We start from the raw sequence: 18,125 nt of genomic DNA on the forward strand, positions 1-18,125 counted from the left end.
ACGACTGACATCATGGCGAGCTTCGACATCGACGGCGATCTGGTCCGCAAGCTGGCGGACCTCCTGCGTGAGACGGGCTTGAGCGAGATCGAGTTCGCCGAAGGCGAAAAGCGCATCCGCGTCACCCGTCCGACCGCCGCCCAGACGGTCGCCGTCCAGGCAGCCCCGGTCCTGGCTGCGGCCCCCGTCGCCGCCGTCGCGGCTCCGGCCGGCCGTCCGGCCGCCCATCCCGGCGCGGTGACCTCGCCGATGGTCGGCACGGCCTATCTGGCGGCCGAGCCGGGCGGCACCCCCTTCGTGCGTCCGGGCGACGTGGTCAAGGCCGGCCAGACGGTGATGATCATCGAGGCGATGAAGGTCATGAACCCGATCAAGGCGCCGCGCGGCGGCACGGTGGCCGAGGTGCTGGTGTCCGATGCCCAGCCGGTCGAATTCGGCGAAGTTCTCCTCATCATCGAGTAAGCGGGGCATTCCCTTGGCGATGTTCGAAAAGGTCCTGATCGCGAACCGCGGTGAGATTGCGCTCCGCATCCACCGCGCCTGCCGCGAGATGGGGATCCAGACCGTGGCGGTGCATTCCACCGCCGACGCCGACGCCATGCACGTCCGCCTCGCCGACGAGAGCGTGTGCATCGGCCCGGCCTCCGCGCGCGACAGCTACCTCAACATTCCGGCCATCCTGTCGGCGGCGTCGATCACCAATGTCGACGCCATCCATCCCGGCATCGGCTTCCTGTCGGAAAACGCCCAGTTCGCCGAGATGGTGGAGGAGCATGGCTTCACCTTCATCGGTCCGACGCCGGAGCATATCCGGGTCATGGGCGACAAGGTGACCGCCAAGAAGACGGTGATGGAGCAGGGGTTGCCCGTCGTTCCCGGCTCCGACGGTCCGGTGACGACGCTGGAGGAGGCGGAGAAGGTCGCCCACGACACCGGCTATCCGGTGCTGATCAAGGCGGCGGCCGGCGGTGGCGGCAAGGGCATGAAGGTCGCCCGCAACCCCGACCAGTTGAAGGAGGCCTATCAGCTGGCCCGTGGCGAGGCGCGCGCCGCCTTCGGCAACGACGAGGTCTATCTGGAGAAGTATCTCGGCCGTCCCCGCCACATCGAGATCCAGCTTCTCGGCGACACCCACGGCACCTGCGTGCATTTCGGCGAGCGCGACTGTTCGGTCCAGCGCCGGCACCAGAAGGTGATCGAGGAGGCGCCGAGCCCGGCGCTCAACGCCGAGCAGCGCGAGTTCATCGGTGCCCTGGCGGCGAAGACCGCGGCGGCCATCGGCTATCGCGGCGTCGGCACGATGGAGTTCCTGTTCGAGGACGGGCAGTTCTATTTCATCGAGATGAACACCCGCCTGCAGGTCGAACACACCATCACCGAGATGATCACCGGCATCGACCTGGTGCGCGAGCAGATCCGCATCGCCGCCGGCGCGCCGCTCGGATACGGCCAGTCGGACATCCGCTTCGAAGGCCATGCCATCGAATGCCGCATCAACGCCGAGAATCCGGAGACCTTCATGCCGTCGCCGGGCAAGATCGACGGCTACCACGCGCCGGGCGGACTGGGTGTCAGGGTCGATTCGGCCTTGTATGACGGCTACCGCGTTCCGTCGCACTATGACAGCCTGATCGCCAAGCTCGTCGTCCACGGCACCAGCCGCAACGAGTGCCTGATGCGCCTGCGCCGCTCGATCGAGGAGTATGTGATCGGCGGCATCCAGACGACCCTGCCACTGCATGAGCGCATCATCGCCCAGCAGGCCTTCATCGACGGCAATTACGACATCCATTGGCTGGAGCAGCTGATGGCAAAATCCTGATCGTCGACCAGGATCCATCGTGTAAAGCCAATGGCTGCGACAAGTTGCCGCAGTATTGACGCCCCCATCTCAAGTTGAGGTGGGGGTTTTTATTTACAAGATTTTACTATATGATATTTTTCTACTTTATAATTGCATGTTATGATTTTTGCATTTTGGAAATTCATCCGGAAATTCGCGTTTCTATTCGCAAAATGCAAATCCGGGACAGCGGTCAAGCCTGTTTCAACATAGCGGGGGGCGTCTGGCGGAGCTTGCCGCCCATAGGGGTTGTTCCGGAAGCCGGCTTTCCGGACAAGCCGGTGCATGTGGCATGCCCCTTGCTGTTTTGATCTGGGTCAGTGCGGAGCGATGCCCACCCAGGGTAGATGAAACAATCTTCCGTTCGCCGTCCTGAACCGCCGCCCCTTCCGCAAGGTGCGGTGTTCCTTGTTTTGCCGCCCCCTGCCAGAGCCTATTCTCCGACGAGGCCCCGTCCATGCGTGTGAACGAACCGATCAGCAACCGTGAAATCGTGATGGAAGACGGCGTCCTGCTGGTGTCGCGCACCGACACGGGCGGGCGCATAACCTTCGTCAACAAGGCCTTCGTGGATATCAGCGGATATGCGGAAGACGAACTGGTCGGCGCACCGCACAACCTGATCCGTCACCCCCACATGCCGAAGGAGGCCTTCGCCGACCTGTGGGCGACGATCAAGGACGGGCGGCCGTGGGAAGGGCTGGTGAAGAACCGCACCAAGGCGGGAGACTTCTATTGGGTCCGCGCGAATGTCACCCCGGTGATCGAGGATGGGAGGATGACCGGCTTCATCTCCATCCGCACCAAGCCGTCGCGCGATCAGGTGGCTTCGGCCGAACGGCTCTATGCCGACATCCGCGAAGGACGGGCACGCCATCTGACGGTGCGTGACGGGCAGGCGGTCGGGCGCGGCGCGGCGGCCTCCCTGCGGCGCTGGTCGGCCAGCATCACCGGCCGGCTGACCATGATCTTCGCCTTCATGGTCCTGTCGATGCTGGCGGTGGGCGGGGTCACCCTGCGCGGCATGGCCGACAGCAACGCCTCGCTGAAGACGGTGTACGAGGACCGGACGGTTCCGGCGGTGCAGATCGGCCAGATCCTGGACCATATGCGCGACCAGGTGCAGACGCTGCAGACTCTCGTCATCGATACCCGCGACGGCAGCGACGCCAAGGTGACCGCCGGGCGCGAAGCGCGGATCGCCGGCAATACCGCCACCATCGACCGGCTGTGGGCGGAATACCTCACCACCTACCTGACGCCTGAGGAGAAGGAACTGGCGGAGCGCTTCGGCAAGCAGCGCGCCGCCTTCCAGGCCGACGGGCTGAAGCCGGCGCTGGATTTGGCGCGTCAGGGCGATTCGCTACGGCTGGAAGTGCTGGTTCGGGACCGGATCGAGCCGCTGTTCCAGGCCGCCTTCCAGACCAACAAGGATCTGCTGACCCTGCAGTTGAACGTCGCCAGGGCGGAGTATGAAGGGGCGCTGGTCGATTTCCAATGGCATCTGGTCTTCGCCGTGGCGGCCGGGCTGGCCGTGCTGATCGCGGCGGTGCTGTGCGGCCTGCTGCTGTTGCGCACGGTGCGGCGGCCGCTGGCGGCCTTCTCGGCGGATTTCGACGCCATCGCCCGCAACGACCAGTCCCACATCATCGACCTTCCGGCGGAGGCCGAGTTCCACCCGGTGGCCGGCCAACTGCGCGGGCTGAAGGCGCGTCTCTGCTATGCCGTGCAGGAGCGTGTCGAGCGCGCGCGCCATGCCGACGAGGAGCGGCGTCGGGCGCTCGAGGCGATGGCCTCGACCGTGGAGCGCGAAGCCGGGCGCGCGGTGGAGGAGGTGGCGCAGCGGACCGGTGCCATGGCCGACGACGCCGAAGGCATGTCGGGCTCGGCCGAGCGGGTCAGCGTCAACGCGCAGACGGTGGCCTCGGCCGCCGGGCAGGCGCTGGCCAACGCCCAGACCGTCGCCGCCGCCAGCGAGCAGCTGGCCGCCTCGATCCGCGAGATCTCGTCCCAGGTCGTCCATTCCAGCGAGGTGACGCGTCGTGCGGTGGAGAATGGCCGCAACACCCAGACCACCATCCGCTCCCTGTCGGAGACGGTGTCGAAGGTGGGCGAGGTGGTGAACCTGATCCAGTCGATCGCCGGCCAGACCAACCTGCTGGCGTTGAACGCCACCATCGAGGCGGCACGGGCGGGCGAGGCCGGCAAGGGCTTCGCGGTGGTGGCGCAGGAGGTGAAGAACCTCGCCAACCAGACCGCAAGCTCGACCGAGGAGATCACCCGCCAGATCACCGCCATCCAGGCGGTGACCGACGATGCGGTGCAGGCGGTGGAGGAGATCGGCAGGACCATCGCCGAGATCGACCATATCGCCGGCTCCATCGCCGCGGCGATGGAGGAGCAGGCCGCCGCGACCCAGGAGATCAGCCGCAACGTGGTGGAAACCTCCACCGCCGCGCAGGAGGTGTCGCACCGCATCGCCGCGGTGTCGGAGGAGGCCGACCGCACCGGCGAGCAGGCCACCCAGGTCAAGAACGGCTCCGGCGACGTTGCCCGCTCCATCGAGGCCCTGCGCATGGTGCTGGTCCGCATCGTCCGTACCTCCACCGGCGATGCCGACCGCCGGCGCAAGCCGCGCTTCCAGGTGGAGGAGACGGGAACCCTGCTGGTCGGCGGCGACCGGCTGGCGGTGACCGTGCGCAACCTGTCTATCGGCGGCGCCATGATCGATCCGGTGACGGCGACGGACGGCCGCTCGCTCGCCGGGGCCGTCGGGCACTTGCGGCTCGACCGCTATGGGGCAGAGGTCACGGTCGTCGTGAAGGCGGTGGAGCATAAGCGCATCCATCTCGCCTTCGATACCAAGGAGATGTCGCGCGACTTCATCCACGCCGTGGAGATGGCGACCAACGGCCGCCCGCCGGTCGATGCGGCTGCCTGACCTGCCGCCGCCATGACCGATGGAAGGATGACCGACGGAAGGATGACCGGCGAACGGGAGCCCGAGGGACGCCAGGAGCCGGCGCAGGCGCAGGTGACGACCCTGCTGGTCGCCGGCCCGTGCTGTCCGCCCGTGCGCGCATCGCGGATTGCCCTGGCATTCGCCGGTGTCCTCACGCGGGTGGAGACGGTCGACGGGGCGCTCGACCGTCTGCGCAGCGGCCGGGATGCGGCCGGGACCGGTGTCGTTCTGCTGGACGGGGATGCTGCCACTGCCGAGGCGGTCGCGGCATTGGCGCGGCTCGATCCGGCGCCGGCTGTTCTGGTCCTGCTGCCGGAGGAGGGGCATGCCGATGCCGCGGCTTCGATCGCTGCCTCGATCGCGGCCGGTGCGCAGGATGTGCTGGCGGCGGACGATGCCGTTGCCCTGGGCCGTGCGGCGGACAGCGCCCGGCTGCGTCAGGCGCGGGAGAACCGGCTGCGCACCGCGCTGGCGGCGGCGGAGCGCGGCAAGGCCGAGGCTGCCGCGCTGTTCGAGGCGGCCGGTGCCATGGTGGACGCGGCGCTCGACCCGATGCTGGCGCTTGCGGACGCCACGCTGGATTCGCTGCTGCTGCCGAGCCAGCATGACCGGCTGACCGGGTTGCGGACCGTGGGGGCGGCATTGCGCGCCACGATGTCGGCGCTGGGCGATGCGGCCGGGCCGGCACTGGACGAGACGGTGACGCTTGCCGGTCTGGCCGGCGCCGCGAACGCCATGGGCACGACCACCGTGACGGCGGATGCGGAGCCATGCGGGCGGTTCGTCGGCGATGGCGCCGGGCTGCGGGCGCTCCTCTCCGTGCTGACGGCCGAAGGCGGAGCGGTGCAGACCCTGGCGCTGCAGCCGGCGGGAGATGCTGCCGAACTGGTTCTGCTGCGCCGGGGCAGTCCCCGGCTGCGCCCGCTGGTGCTGGCTGCGGCCCGTCCCCTGGTGCGGCGGTTGGGCGGCCGCCTGCTTGCCGAGGGCGGGGTGGGGGACGGGGTGTCCATCCACATCCCGGTGCGGCCGGTGGAGACGCCTGCCGCCCTGTCGGTGCTGCTGGTGGAGGACAATCCGATCGGCCGTCTCGTTGCCGCCGGCTTCTTCAGGGCGCTCGGCCATGGCGTGACGACGGCGGAGGACGGTGCCCAGGCGTTGGCGGCGGCCACCGGCGGCGGCTTCGACCTGATCGTGATGGATGTGCAGATGCCGGTGATGGATGGCCATGAGGCGTCGCGCGCCATCCGCGCGCTGCCCGGCAAGGCCGGCCGGGTGCCGATCGTGGCGTTGACCGCCGGGACCGATGCCGCGGACGACGCCCGATGCCGCGCTGCCGGGATGGACGACTGCCTGCACAAACCGCTGACCATGGATCGGCTGCGCGCGGTGCTGGAGCGCTGGTTTCCGGGTCGCGTCCAGGCGGGTGGGCGGGCGGTGGATCCGGAGTAAATTGTCGTAAACTTTACAGGGCCAAAACCATATTCCATGCGCTCGTAACCGACCGGCGGTTGCCTGTTTCCGGTCCTGGCGGTATCAGTGGGATGCGGTGAATTGGCGTTGAGGATCGGGAATGGACATGCAGGCGATCGATTACTCTCAGCATCGCATCCTGGTCGTCGAAGACCAGCCCTTCGTCCGCCGCACCATCGTCCAGATTCTGGGACAGATCGGTTTCCGCGGCATCGCCGAGGCCGACAACGGCGAAACCGCGATGCAGGAGTGCATCCGCGTGAACCCCGACCTGATCGTCTGCGACATCGACATGAAGCCGGTATCCGGCCTGCAGTTCCTGGCCCGGCTGCGCGCCAGCACCGAGGCAGCCAACCCCCGCGCTCCCGTGGTCTTCCTGACCAACCATACCGAATCGGAGATCGTGAAGCAGGCGATGACGCTGGGCGTCAACGGCTTCGTGGTCAAGCCGCCGTCATTCGCCGCCCTGAAGGAGCGGGTCGACCGGCTGTTGGGGGGACGCTGAGGGCGGTGCCGGCTTTCCCCTTTTCCGGCGGGGCACGATGCGGGCGGCATCTCGGCGCCTTTGCCGCCCTCGCCGCGACCCTCATCCTTGCCGCCTGCTCCGGCGAGCCGTCGGAAGGCGACATGCGGCGGCTGGTGGAGACGCACACGCGCCGCGTACTGGAACGGCAGGGCAATGCCGGCTTCCGGGCCTTCGACGATTTCCGCAAGCAGGGCTGCGTCGAGGCGAAGCCGAAGGCCGGGCAGGGGATCGGACAAGCTGGCGGCCGGGATGAAGCGCCGTACGACTGCTATTACGCCGCCACCTTCGTGCCGCAACCGGGGCAGCCGGCGCTGACCGTCAACGGCAAGGGGCGGTTCCGCCGCACCGACAAGGGGCTGACCTTCGAGGATCTGGGCGCCCAGCCGCGTTGAACCCGGCCGCGTGGAGCGATGTCAGGCCGCCACCCCGCGGGCCAGCCGCGACAGCGTCGCCAACGGATCGCCGTCCTCTTCGCCGAAGCAGACGTCTACGTCCTCGCAGACCTCGCAGTTGGGGGACTTGCACAGCATCAGCCCCTCGCGCTCGCAGAGCTGGCGGTAGAAGAACTTCTTCCATTTCATGTCGGCGGAATTCAACGCCACCAGCGCCGGGAAATGGCGGCGGAACATGGTGTTGAGTTCGCCGCGGTCGTGGAATCCCATATCCTGCCACAGATGGTTCGGCTCCAGCGACCGGCGGGCCAGGATCGCGGCGAGCCAGCGTTCCTCCGCTTCACCCCGGACGCCATGTTCGGTCAGGAAATCGCGCAGGTCCGCCTCCTCGATGGCGTCCTCGCCGAAATCGGCCGGCTCCGGGATGGCGGCGACGGTGGCGGCGAATTGCGGCGCATGGCGGGCGGTGAGCAGTGCCAGTTCGTCCTTCGGCAGTGCAAGCGCCTGCGGCAGGCTCCGCGCCGGGTCGGCGACGGCAAGCGCCAGCACGCGGCCGAAGATCATCCGGTCGATGGCCGAATCATCCTGGGCGGGGGCAAGGGGCTGGGATTTGTCCATTCGGCATCTCCACCGGCAATGAGCACCCGCGACACCCCTATCCTGTCCCAGGATGCTGCACGCGCGAAAGGCGCTCGTCGCCCGGCCGGGCTGCGGCATTACGCCGCATTCTTCGACCGCGTCACTCTGCCCCGCCGTCGACCTCCGCCGCGAAGCGCTCGAAGAAGGCGGCCAGCACCCGGTCGGTCTTGGCCTGCACCAGCTTCACCGCCAGCCGGCCGACCGCTCCGCCCAGCGCAACCGTCAGGCTGTAGGTCAGCAGCGTGCGCCCGTCCACTTCCTCCAGGACGACCAGCGCCTCGCCCTTCACCGCACCGGCGAGCCCGCCGTTGCCCTGGGCGACCAGCCGGTAGCGGTGGCTGCCATCCTCCGGCTCCAGCCGCAGCCGGCCGGAAAAGCGCGCCTTCAACGGCCCGACGGTGGTTTGCACCCGTGCGGCATAGTCGGAGGCCGACAACCGCTCCATCTCTTCCAGGACGGGGATGCAGCGCATCAGGACCTCCGGGTCGCAGAGCGCGGCGAACACGCGGTCGCGCCGTCCGGGAACGCTGTGGGTGCCGGTGATGTCCATGTGCGGTCGTCCTTTCCACGATCCCGCTTCGCCGCCCGGGCGGAAGCCTATGGGCTGCAACATCTGGTATGGCTTGCATCCGGAACCAAGCCGGCGATTTCTGCGAAAGGACAGGAGCGATGCGACAAGCCACCACGACGCTGGATGTACCCACCCGCGGCGCCGGACTGGTCGAGGTGACCGCCCCGGTGCGGCGATGGGTGGCGGCGCAGGGGATGACCACCGGACTGCTGACCGTGTTCTGCCGCCACACCTCTGCATCCCTGACCATCCAGGAGAATGCCGACCCCGACGTGCAGGCTGACTTGCTGCGCTTCTTCCGCCGTCTGGTTGCGGAGGATCCGTCGCTGTACGCCCACACGACCGAGGGGCCGGACGACATGCCGGCCCATATCCGCTCGGCCCTGACCGGCGTCAGCCTGTCGATTCCGGTGATGGACGGCGAACCGGTACTGGGCACCTGGCAGGGCATCTACCTGTTCGAACACCGCGCCAATCCGCACCGGCGTGAGATCGCGCTGCATCTGCTGGGAGAATAGGCGGCAAAACCGCCGTCCGTCCCGGCATCGTCCCTGAAAATTCTTTCATCCGGTCGCAAGGCCGCGGTGAGCGGCGGAGTCCTAGATTGCGGACAACACCGGATTGCCGGAACCGCTTCACTGGAGTGCCGCCGCATGACCACCCCTTCCTCGCCCGCCACGCGCCAGCGCCCGGCCGGCCAGCGCCCGAACCGCCTGCGCCGGACCGTCGCCGCCCTGCTGCTCGGCTCCACGGTGCTGACGGCTCCGGCGCTGGCCGGCTGGGCGGCCTCGCAGGCCCAGAACGGCTCGCCCGCGGTCACCATGGTGCAGGACGCGCCGGCCAGCTTCGCCGACCTCGCCGCCAAGGTTTCGCCCGCCGTCGTCAACATCGCCGCCACGCAGGAGGCCAAGCCCGAGCAGCGGGCGCAGCGCGGGCCGGCCGTGCCGGGCTTCCCGCCCGGTTCGCCGTTCGAGGAGTTCTTCCGCCAGTTCCAGGACCAGTTGGGCCGGAACGGCGGTCCGGGTGGCGACCAGGACGACCAGGACCAGGCGCCGCGCGGCAACAAGACGGGGGCGCTCGGCTCCGGCTTCATCATCGACCCGGCCGGCTTCGTCGTGACCAACAACCACGTCATCGACGGCGCCAGCGAGATCACCGTCACGCTGCAGGACGGCACCGCCATGCCGGCCAAGCTGATCGGCCGCGACGCCAAGACCGACATCGCCCTGCTGAAGGTCAATTCGGACAAGCCGCTGCCGGCGGTCGACTGGGCCGACAGCGCCAAGACCCGCGTCGGCGACTGGGTGATGGCGGTCGGCAACCCGTTCGGGCTGGGCGGCACCGTGACCAAGGGCATCGTGTCGGCCCGCGGACGCGACATCCACAGCGGCCCCTATGACGATTACTTCCAGCTCGACGCCGCCATCAACCGCGGCAATTCCGGCGGCCCGACCTTCGACCTCGGCGGGCGCGTGATCGGCATCAACACGGCGATCTACTCGCCCAACGGCGGCTCGGTCGGCATCGGCTTCGCCATCCCCTCCAACCTCGCCAAGGAGGTGGTGGCCCAGCTCAAGGAATCCGGCAAGGTCGAGCGCGGCTGGCTCGGCGTGAAGATCCAGGAGGTGACGCCGGACATCGCCGACAGCGTCGGCCTGCCCCAGGCCAAGGGCGCCCTGGTGGCGGACGTCACCGCCGACAGCCCGGCCCAGCGCGCCGGCCTGCACCAGGGCGACGTCGTGCTGTCCTATGCCGGCAAGCCGGTCGACACGCTGCGCGACCTGACCCGCGGCGTGGCGGAAACCAAGGCCGGCGACACCGTCGAACTGAAGGTTCTGCGCGAGGGCCGGGAAAAGACGGTGGCGGTGCGCATCGACCGCCTGTCCGAGGAACAGCAGGTCGCCGCGGCGGAGACCGGCAACGCCCCGGCCGGACAGGCGGAGGTCGCGCCGGTGAAGGGGCTGAAGCTCGCCCCGCTCGACCCGGCGGCGCGCAAGCGGCTGGGCATCGGCGAGGACGTGCACGGCGTCGTGGTGACCGGCCTGACCGCCAACGTCGATGTGCCGATCCGCCCCGGCGACGTCATCGAGCGGATCGGCGACAGCGTGGTCAAGAGCCCGGCCGACGTCCGCCACCATGTCGCCGAGGCCGAGAAGGCCGGGCAGAAGGCGCTGCTGATGCTGATCAACCGCCAGGGCAACGAGTCCTTCGTCGCGCTGAAGCTGAAGGCGTGAACCGCATCGCCGTCAGTCCAGGGAAGACCCGGCCGGGCGTGCCACCGCACGCTTGGCCGGGCCGCGTCGGGAGGCTACACTCGTGCTCATGAAGATTCTTGTCATCGAAGATGATCGCCAGGCCGCCAGCTACCTTGCCAAGGGGCTGAAGGAGGCGGGGCATGTGGTCGACGTCGCCAACGACGGGAAGGAGGGCCTGTTCCTGGCGGGGGCCGAGCATTACGACGTGATGATCGTCGACCGCATGCTTCCCGGCCGCGACGGGCTGTCGCTGGTCCAGGTGCTGCGGGCTGCCGGCAACGACACGCCGGTGCTGTTCCTGTCGGCGCTGGGCAGCGTCGACGACCGGGTGAAGGGGCTGAAGGTCGGCGGCGACGACTATTTGACCAAGCCCTTCGCCTTTTCCGAGTTGCTGGCCCGCATCGAGGTGCTGGTGCGCCGGCGCGGCGCCGCGCAGCCGCAGACCCGCCTGTCGGTGGGCGACCTGGAACTGGACCTGCTGTCGCGCAGCGTGAAGCGCGCCGGCAAGGCCATCGACCTGCTGCCGCGCGAGTTCACGCTGCTGGAATATCTGATGCGCAACGCCGGCAGCGTGGTGACCCGCACAATGATGCTGGAGAATGTCTGGGACTATCATTTCGATCCGCAGACCAACGTCATCGACGTGCACATTGCCCGTCTGCGCCAGAAGATCGACAAGGATTTCCCGACCCCCCTGATCCACACCGTGCGCGGTGCCGGATACAGCCTGCGCGCCGCGGAAGGATGACCAAATTCGTGACGAAGCAAGTGCCGTGAGGCATGAGGGCGTGGTTGGCGGCCTGCACAGCTGCCTGGCCGTCGGGCTGCGGCTGGTGCGGGCCACCGCGTTCCGGCTTGCGTTGCTGTATCTGGCGATGTTCGTGCTGTCGGTCGGGATGATCCTCGGCGTGGTCTACCGCACCACCGCCGGCTTCCTGGAGGGCGAGATCGGCGAGACCATCGCGCTGGAGGTCGCCGGGCTGCAGGACCATTACCGGGGCTACGGGCTGCCCGGTCTGGTCGATGTGGTGCGGACGCGCAGCGCGGTCCCCAACAACAACTCCATCTATCTGCTGACCACCGCGGCGGGGGTGATCCTGGCAGGCAACCTGTCGGGATGGCCGGCGGCGGTGCCGAACGCCAGCGGCTGGACCCATTTCAAGGTCGCCGATTACGGCGGCGTGACCGACCGTCCGTCGACGGCGCAGGCCATCACCTTCACCCTGCCGGGCCAGTTCCGCCTGCTGGTCGGCCGCGACATGAGCGAGATCGACCAGCTGCGCACCCGCATGTTCCGCTCGCTGGGCTGGATCCTGGGCTCCACCGCGCTGCTCGGGCTCGGCGGCGGGTTGCTGATGAGCCGCGGCGCCATGCGGCGGATCGAGGCGATCAACCGCACCACCCGCCAGATCATGAGCGGCGACCTCAGCGACCGGGTGCCGCGCTTCGGCGGCGGCGACGAGATGGACCGGCTGGCCGGCAACCTGAATGCCATGCTCGACCGCATCGAACGGCTGATGACCGGGATGCGGCAGGTGACCGACAGCGTCGCCCACGACCTGCGCACCCCGCTGAGCCGCCTGCGCTCGCGGATCGAGCTGGCCCTGCTGCACGAAACCGAGGATGCGGAGGTCTACCGCGCCGTCCTGCAGGACACCATCGTCGAGGCCGACCGGCTGCTCGCCACCTTCACCGCCCTGCTGTCGATCGCCGAGGCGGAGTCGGGGGCAAAGCGGCAGGACTTCGTCATGGTCGAGCTGGCCGAGGTGGTGGAACTGGCCGCCGACCTCTACGAGCCGGTGGCGGACGAGCGCGGACAGCGGCTGTCGGTGGAGATCCGGGCCAAGCCGACGGTCCGCGGCAACGGCCAGCTGCTGGCCCAGGCGGTGTCGAACCTGCTGGACAATGCGATCAAGTACACGCCGGACGGCGGCACGATCTCGCTGGTGCTGGACGGGCCGGGGCCCGGCCGCGCCGCCTGCATCGACGTCGCCGACAGCGGCCCCGGCATTCCGCCGGAGATGCGCGACAAGGTCCTGCAGCGCTTCGTCCGCCTGGATGCCGCCCGGGCCTCTCCCGGCAACGGGCTGGGGCTGAGCCTGGTCGACGCGGTGGCGACTCTGCACGGTGCCCGGCTGGAGCTGGGCGAGAGCGCACCGGGGCAGCCGGCGCCCGGACTGAAGGTCAGCCTGGTGTTCCCGCCGGATGGACGGCGGTAGGGGCCGGCTGTAGGCGGATAAAAAAGAGCCCGCCGGGAGGCGGGCTCTTGAAGGTGACATCAGCGAGAATGACTCCTTGGCGTCATCCTCCGATATGGGGCGGGACGGACGATCTTCCATACCCATCTTCGGACTACCGCCGACGGACTAACCGGCCGGCTGACGGCAACGTCTGCGGCTCCCGCGCGTTCCTTCCTCCGGGCTGCCCATAGGGGTGCCGCAGCGGGAACGGGGAGCATCGGATCATGGCGATACCCAGCCGGCCGGGGAACGCGGCGACGCGGGACGAGCCTCCGGTACGGGACGAGCCTGCGGCGCGGGCCGGGCGCGGCGAGCTGGCCGTCTTCACCTGGAAGGTGCTGATCGTCGCCGGGGTGGCGGCGCTGGCGCTGTTCCTGTGGAAGATCTCCGGCACGCTGCTGCTGATCTTCACCGGCGTGCTGTTCGCCATCCTGCTGCAGCGGCTGGCCGGCTATGTCGGGCGGGCGACCGGGCTCGGCCATGGCTGGTCGCTGGCCATCGTGCTGGTGGTGCTGGCGGCGCTGGTCGGCGGCGGGGTCTGGCTGATGGGGACCTCGATGGCGGCGCAGGTCGACCAGCTCCAGCAGCAGGTCGGCAAGGCGATGGGCATGCTGCCCGACACATGGCGACAGCGCATCGTCGACCAGGGCAAGGAATGGCCCTGGATGAACCAGCTGAGTTCCTTCGCCTCCGGCCTGGTCTATATCGTCGGCGACGGGGTGGTGGTGATGTTCGCGGCGCTCTACCTGGCGGCGTCGCCGGGGGTCTACAAGCGCGGCGTGGTGCTGCTGGTGCCGCCGCGCGGGCAGGAGCGGGCGACCGAGGTGATGGAGGTCGCCGGCGACAGCCTGTGGAAATGGCTGATCGGCCAGCTGGTGGCGATGGCGCTGGTCGGAACCATGATCGGGGTCGGGCTGTGGCTGCTCGGCATCCCGTCGGCGCTGGCGCTCGGCATGGTGGCCGGGCTGCTGGAGTTCATCCCGCTGGTCGGCCCCTTCCTGGCGGCGGTGCCGGCCCTGCTGATCGCCTTCGCCCAGTCGCCACAGGACGCGCTGTGGGTCGCCGGCCTCTATCTCGTCATCCAGCAGATCGAAGGCAATCTGGTCACGCCGATCCTGCAGAAGCAGGTGGTCGACCTGCCGCCGGTGGTCACCATCGGGGCCATCGCCGCCGGCGGGGTTCTGTTCGGCATCATGGGCATGTTCCTGGCGACGCCCATCGCCGTGGTCGTGCTGGTGCTGGTCAACCTGCTCTACATCGAGGACAAGCTGGGGCAGCGCCGGCATTTTCCCGACCCGGACGCATGAGTCACGCCTCCGCCGGCTGGGGGCGGGCGGAGCGCAGCGGCAGTTCCTTCAGGAACAGGGTCATGGCGAAGGAGATCGCCGCCAGACCCGCCGCCAGCAGGAACAGAACCGAGAAGCCGTGCTCCAGCGTCGCCACCACCCCGCCGCGGACCGCCGGGGCCAGGCCGCCCAGCGCCGCGGCGCCATGTTCCAGCACGGCGCGGCCGGACAGGCCGGCATCCTCCAGCCGGGCGGAGACGACGGCGTTGAAGACGGCGCCGAACACCGCCACCCCGACCGACCCGCCGAGCGAGCGGAAGAAGCCGACCGAGGCGGTGGCGGCGCCGAGGTCGCGCTGGGCGACCGCGTTCTGGACGGCGACGGTCATCACCGGCATCACCAGCCCGAGCCCCATGCCGAGCGGCACCAGGATCAGCGTCGACCACAGCCCGTCGGCGGCAAGCGAAGGCAGGAGGCCGAGCAGCGCGTACATCACGCCGGACAGCGCCAGCCCGGCCAGCGGGAACGCCTTGTAGCGCCCGGTGCGCGCAATCAGCCGGCCGCCGCCGACCGAGCCGACGGTCATGCCCAGCACAAGCGGCAGCAGCAGCAGGCCCGACAGGGTGGCGCTGCTGCCCTGCACCAGCTGGAGATGCATCGGCAGATAGACGATGCCGGCGAACAGCACCATCGCCGACACCGCGACCACCGGCAGCGCCACCGCGACCACCGGCAGGCTGAACAGGTGCAGCGGCAGGATCGGCTCTGCGGTCCGGCGCTCGTGCCACAGGAAGGCCGCCAGCATGGCGAGGCCGGCCGCCAGCAGGGCCAGCGCCGCCGGGCTGGTCCAGCCCATGGCGTCGCCGCGGGTGACGAACACCAGCAGTCCGGTCACCGACCCGGTCAGCAGCGCCGCGCCGATCGCGTCGATCCGCGGCTTGGCCCGGCCGGCGGGCAGGCGCGACAGGCTGCTGCGCGTCATGGCGAAGGCGGCCAGCCCGAGCGGCAGGTTGATCAGGAAGATCCACTGCCAGCCGATGGTTTCGGTGAAGATGCCGCCGAGCAGCGGCCCGGCGACGCTGGCCAGCGCGAAGACGCCGCCGATCATGCCCTGGTAGCGCCCGCGTTCGCGCGGCGCCACCACGTCGCCGATGATGGTGAAGGCCAGCGACATCAGCCCGCCGCCGCCCAAGCCCTGCAGGCCGCGGAACAGGATCAGCTGGGTCATGCTCTGCGCCATCGCGCACAGCAGGGAGCCTGCCAGGAACAGCAGGATCGCGGTCTGCAGCACCCGCTTGCGGCCATAGAGGTCCGACAGCTTGCCGTAGATCGGCGTGGTGGTGGTCGAGGTCAGCAGATAGGCGGTGACCACCCAGGGCAGCATCTCCAGCCCGCCGAACCGGCTCGCCATCGTCGGCAGCGCCGTGGCGACGATGGTCTGGTCCATCGCCGCCATCAGCATCGCCAGCGCGACACCGCTGAACACGCGCAGGATCTCCTTGTGGGTGAAGACCGGCGGGGCGTCGTCGGGCGATACGGTGTCCGGCTTTGCGGTGTCGGGCCGGGGGGAGCGGGCGGCGGTCTCGGTCATGGTCGGGCGTCTCGGCCGTTGAGATCTTTGAACGGGCATCCGGAAGCGGCCCCACCATAGACCCGGAACCGCTCCGCGCAAGCCCGATGCGCCATGGCGGTCCGGCAGCGGGATGGCGATGGAACGCGGACTGGAACAGGGGTTGAGGCGCGGCGTTGCGTGTTCCATGCCGGGGTTGGGTGGCGATTCCGGGAAATCTGTTTTCTTTCAGGAGGTTGATCGTCGGACTCGGGGCCGGGGGCTGTCCGGGTGGCGATGGCGGATGGAACGTTTGAAACCGTATGGAACAGGAATCCAGACCTGTTCCATTGTTTCATGCCGCCGATCCGGCAGGCGGGAATCGGCGCGGCGCAGGGTATCGTCGGTGGGAAAAACGAACGGGTTTCAACGGTTGTGGCGGACTGGCGGGCTCGGGACACGGGCGGATCTCCGTTGCCGGGAACAAGCAATTATTCCTAGCATGGCGCCGGTGGCCGGTAAACGTGGGTGGGGAAATCCGCATCCCCGCAGAGTCCCCCTCACCCTAACCCTCTCCCCGGGGGAGAGAGGGGATCCTCACCGGGGAGGGAGAGGGCATTGACGGCTTTACCGGTCGAGCGACATCGCCGGCATGCGGGCCTGCACGCCCTCGCCCTGCGCGGCGGCCAGCAGGGGGCGAAGCTGGGCCAGCAGCGGCCGCAGTTCGGCCACCGCCGCCAGCGCGCCGACCAGCTCGCCCTTGCCGGCCATCAGGTCGAACAGCTGGTCGGTCACCGATTTCGGCGGCGGGTAGGGGGCCAGCGTCACCTCGGCATCCGCGGCCAGCCCGGCGGCGGTGCGTGCCAGCGCCAATGCCTGGTCCTGCCCGCCGAGATCGTCGACCAGCCCGAGGTCGCGCGCCTGGGCGCCGGTCCACACCCGGCCCTTGGCGATGCCGCGTGCCTGCTCCGGCGTCATCCGCCGCGCGTCGGCCACCCGTTGCAGGAACGTGGCATAGGTGTCGTCGACGATCGCGTTCAGCCGCTCCGCCCCGCTGTCGTCGAAGGGGTGCAGCGGCGACCACAGGCCGGCGTTGCGGGCGCTCTGCACCCGCTCCCAGTGGATGCCCAGCTTCTCCGACAGGCCGTTGACCCCGAACTTGCCGGCGACGACGCCGATGGAGCCGGTGACGGTGGCCGGGGAGGCGACGATGCGGTCGGCCGCCAGCGCGATCCAGTAGCCGCCCGAGGCCGCCGCGTCGCCCATGCTGGCGATCACCGGCTTGCCCTTCTCGCGCGCCTTGACCAGCGCCCGCCGGATCGCCTCCGACGCCGAAACCGAGCCGCCGCCGCTGTCGATGCGGAACAGGATGGCGCGCACATCGGGATCGTCGGCGGCCTCCTCGATCGCCTCGACGATGGTCTCCGACCCGGCGGCGACCTCGCCCAGCGCCGGCGTCTCGCTCTTGCCGCCGGTGATGGTGCCGACCGCATGGATCAGCGCGATGGTCGGACCCTTGTCGTTGGGGCCGCCGGCCACCGACAGATAGTCGGCCGGCTCGACCGTCTCCGCCCCGGCGCCCGCCCGCTTGAGCGCGGCGTCCCGCGCCTCGTCGGCATAGCCGAGACGGTCGACCAGCTTCTGCTCCAGCGCCTCGCGGCTCAGCAGCGGGGCCTTGTCCATCGCCGCCCGCACCGCGGCGGGGGCGAGGCGGCGGCTCTTTGCGACGCCATCGACCAGCTGGCCGGTCAGGTCGGCCACCAGCGCCTCGGTCATCTCCCGGTTGGCCGGGGTCATGCCGGACTTCATGAAGGTCTCGGCGAAGCTCTTGTATTCCTCGCGCTGCATGAACTGCGGCTGCACGCCCAGCTTGTCGAACGCCTCGCGGGCGAAGGGCAGCTCGGCCGACAGGCCGGTCAGGCCGAGCGTGCCCAGCGGCTGGAGCCAGACATCGTCGAAGGCGCTGGCCAGCAGGTAGGAGCGGTTGCCCGGCCCGGCCCCGCCATACTCCTCGGCGAAGGCGACGGCGAAGCGGCCCGACGCGCGGAACCGCTCGATGGCGGCGCGCAGCTCCTGCGTCTGGGCGAAACCGATGGAATCGTCGCCGAAGCGGGCCAGCACACCCTTGACCCGCGGGTCGCGCCGGCCGCGGTCGAGCGCGTCCAGCGCCTCGCGCAGGGTGGCCTGATGCTCGAACAGGCCGCCCAGCTTGCCGCCCTGGCTTTCGGACAGCGGCTTGGAGAGGTCGAGATCCAGCACCACCGCGTCGGGCAGGGCCGGCTCGTGGCGGACGGCCAGCACCACCACCGTCACTGCGCCGGCCACCATCAGGAATCCGATGGTGGCGAACAGGCGGACGAAGAAGCGGACAATCCTCATGATTCCAACCCTG

At 69.3% G+C, this 18,125-nt stretch carries 15 protein-coding genes; 11 read left to right on the top strand and 4 right to left on the bottom strand.

The genetic code is table 11. The features are described from left to right. Positions 1 to 12: 12 nt before the first annotated feature. From accB to ABMY26_RS18410, 6 genes are all read left to right on the top strand, one after another. Positions 13 to 462, top strand: coding sequence for an acetyl-CoA carboxylase biotin carboxyl carrier protein (gene accB / locus ABMY26_RS18385; RefSeq protein WP_045580474.1), 450 nt, complete (start codon positions 13 to 15; stop codon positions 460 to 462). Positions 463 to 481: 19 nt separating this feature from the next. After that, positions 482 to 1,822, top strand: coding sequence for an acetyl-CoA carboxylase biotin carboxylase subunit (gene accC / locus ABMY26_RS18390; protein WP_372399031.1), 1,341 nt, complete (start codon positions 482 to 484; stop codon positions 1,820 to 1,822). Between the two features lie 478 nt (positions 1,823 to 2,300). Continuing rightward, positions 2,301 to 4,784 (top strand): methyl-accepting chemotaxis protein, encoded by a 2,484-nt coding sequence (locus ABMY26_RS18395; RefSeq protein WP_372398622.1) that lies wholly within the window; start codon positions 2,301 to 2,303, stop codon positions 4,782 to 4,784. Positions 4,785 to 4,811: 27 nt separating this feature from the next. Next, positions 4,812 to 6,254: a response regulator gene (locus ABMY26_RS18400; RefSeq protein WP_372398623.1), complete on the top strand. Its 1,443-nt coding sequence runs from the start codon at positions 4,812 to 4,814 to the stop codon at positions 6,252 to 6,254. 121 nt (positions 6,255 to 6,375) lie between these two features. Then, positions 6,376 to 6,780, top strand: coding sequence for a response regulator (locus ABMY26_RS18405; protein WP_372398624.1), 405 nt, complete (start codon positions 6,376 to 6,378; stop codon positions 6,778 to 6,780). Between the two features lie 5 nt (positions 6,781 to 6,785). Continuing rightward, positions 6,786 to 7,193, top strand: coding sequence for a hypothetical protein (locus ABMY26_RS18410; RefSeq protein WP_372398625.1), 408 nt, complete (start codon positions 6,786 to 6,788; stop codon positions 7,191 to 7,193). Positions 7,194 to 7,214: 21 nt separating this feature from the next. Here ABMY26_RS18410 and ABMY26_RS18415 read toward each other — a convergent pair whose 3' ends face one another. Both ABMY26_RS18415 and ABMY26_RS18420 read right to left on the bottom strand, forming a co-directional pair. Continuing rightward, a complete protein-coding gene (locus ABMY26_RS18415; protein WP_372398626.1) occupies positions 7,215 to 7,811 on the bottom strand; it encodes a nitrogen fixation protein NifQ in 597 nt (198 codons plus the stop codon). 121 nt (positions 7,812 to 7,932) lie between these two features. Continuing rightward, on the bottom strand, positions 7,933 to 8,382 hold the full coding sequence (locus ABMY26_RS18420; RefSeq protein WP_372398627.1) for a CoxG family protein: 450 nt from the start codon (positions 8,380 to 8,382) through the stop codon (positions 7,933 to 7,935). A gap of 119 nt (positions 8,383 to 8,501) precedes the next feature. On the opposite strand from ABMY26_RS18420, the gene ABMY26_RS18425 reads away from it, so the two are divergent. From ABMY26_RS18425 to ABMY26_RS18445, 5 genes are all read left to right on the top strand, one after another. Next, positions 8,502 to 8,921 carry a secondary thiamine-phosphate synthase enzyme YjbQ gene (locus ABMY26_RS18425; protein ID WP_372398628.1) on the top strand — a complete coding sequence of 140 codons (420 nt, stop codon included), beginning with the start codon at positions 8,502 to 8,504 and terminating at the stop codon, positions 8,919 to 8,921. Between the two features lie 135 nt (positions 8,922 to 9,056). After that, positions 9,057 to 10,637, top strand: a complete 1,581-nt coding sequence (locus ABMY26_RS18430; protein ID WP_372398629.1) for a DegQ family serine endoprotease — start codon at positions 9,057 to 9,059, stop codon at positions 10,635 to 10,637. Positions 10,638 to 10,725: 88 nt separating this feature from the next. Then, complete coding sequence (locus ABMY26_RS18435; RefSeq protein WP_045580465.1) at positions 10,726 to 11,406, top strand: response regulator transcription factor; 681 nt, start codon at positions 10,726 to 10,728, stop codon at positions 11,404 to 11,406. Positions 11,407 to 11,431: 25 nt separating this feature from the next. After that, positions 11,432 to 12,877, top strand: a complete 1,446-nt coding sequence (locus ABMY26_RS18440) for an ATP-binding protein (RefSeq protein WP_372398630.1) — start codon at positions 11,432 to 11,434, stop codon at positions 12,875 to 12,877. A 245-nt stretch (positions 12,878 to 13,122) separates the two neighbouring features. Continuing rightward, positions 13,123 to 14,205: an AI-2E family transporter gene (locus ABMY26_RS18445; protein ID WP_372398631.1), complete on the top strand. Its 1,083-nt coding sequence runs from the start codon at positions 13,123 to 13,125 to the stop codon at positions 14,203 to 14,205. A 1-nt stretch (position 14,206) separates the two neighbouring features. Here ABMY26_RS18445 and ABMY26_RS18450 read toward each other — a convergent pair whose 3' ends face one another. Together ABMY26_RS18450 and sppA are read right to left on the bottom strand one after the other, a co-directional pair. Then, a complete protein-coding gene (locus tag ABMY26_RS18450; protein WP_372398632.1) occupies positions 14,207 to 15,775 on the bottom strand; it encodes an MDR family MFS transporter in 1,569 nt (522 codons plus the stop codon). Between the two features lie 585 nt (positions 15,776 to 16,360). Then, positions 16,361 to 18,112 (bottom strand): signal peptide peptidase SppA, encoded by a 1,752-nt coding sequence (gene sppA / locus ABMY26_RS18455; RefSeq protein ID WP_372398633.1) that lies wholly within the window; start codon positions 18,110 to 18,112, stop codon positions 16,361 to 16,363. Positions 18,113 to 18,125: the final 13 nt, after the last annotated feature.

The sequence above is a fragment of the Azospirillum sp. HJ39 genome, assembly GCF_041507355.1.
GTDB lineage: Bacteria > Pseudomonadota > Alphaproteobacteria > Azospirillales > Azospirillaceae > Azospirillum > Azospirillum thiophilum.

Coding starts and splice junctions, on each gene's coding strand:
- ABMY26_RS18420 (WP_372398627.1), bottom strand. CDS start 8,382: ATGGACATCACCGGCACCCACAGCGTTCCCGGACGGCGCGACCGCGTG.
- ABMY26_RS18445 (WP_372398631.1), top strand. CDS start 13,123: ATGGCGATACCCAGCCGGCCGGGGAACGCGGCGACGCGGGACGAGCCT.
- ABMY26_RS18395 (WP_372398622.1), top strand. CDS start 2,301: ATGCGTGTGAACGAACCGATCAGCAACCGTGAAATCGTGATGGAAGAC.
- ABMY26_RS18415 (WP_372398626.1), bottom strand. CDS start 7,811: ATGGACAAATCCCAGCCCCTTGCCCCCGCCCAGGATGATTCGGCCATC.
- sppA (WP_372398633.1), bottom strand. CDS start 18,112: ATGAGGATTGTCCGCTTCTTCGTCCGCCTGTTCGCCACCATCGGATTC.
- accB (WP_045580474.1), top strand. CDS start 13: ATGGCGAGCTTCGACATCGACGGCGATCTGGTCCGCAAGCTGGCGGAC.
- ABMY26_RS18430 (WP_372398629.1), top strand. CDS start 9,057: ATGACCACCCCTTCCTCGCCCGCCACGCGCCAGCGCCCGGCCGGCCAG.
- ABMY26_RS18425 (WP_372398628.1), top strand. CDS start 8,502: ATGCGACAAGCCACCACGACGCTGGATGTACCCACCCGCGGCGCCGGA.
- ABMY26_RS18400 (WP_372398623.1), top strand. CDS start 4,812: ATGACCGACGGAAGGATGACCGGCGAACGGGAGCCCGAGGGACGCCAG.
- ABMY26_RS18405 (WP_372398624.1), top strand. CDS start 6,376: ATGGACATGCAGGCGATCGATTACTCTCAGCATCGCATCCTGGTCGTC.
- ABMY26_RS18435 (WP_045580465.1), top strand. CDS start 10,726: ATGAAGATTCTTGTCATCGAAGATGATCGCCAGGCCGCCAGCTACCTT.
- accC (WP_372399031.1), top strand. CDS start 482: ATGTTCGAAAAGGTCCTGATCGCGAACCGCGGTGAGATTGCGCTCCGC.
- ABMY26_RS18450 (WP_372398632.1), bottom strand. CDS start 15,775: ATGACCGAGACCGCCGCCCGCTCCCCCCGGCCCGACACCGCAAAGCCG.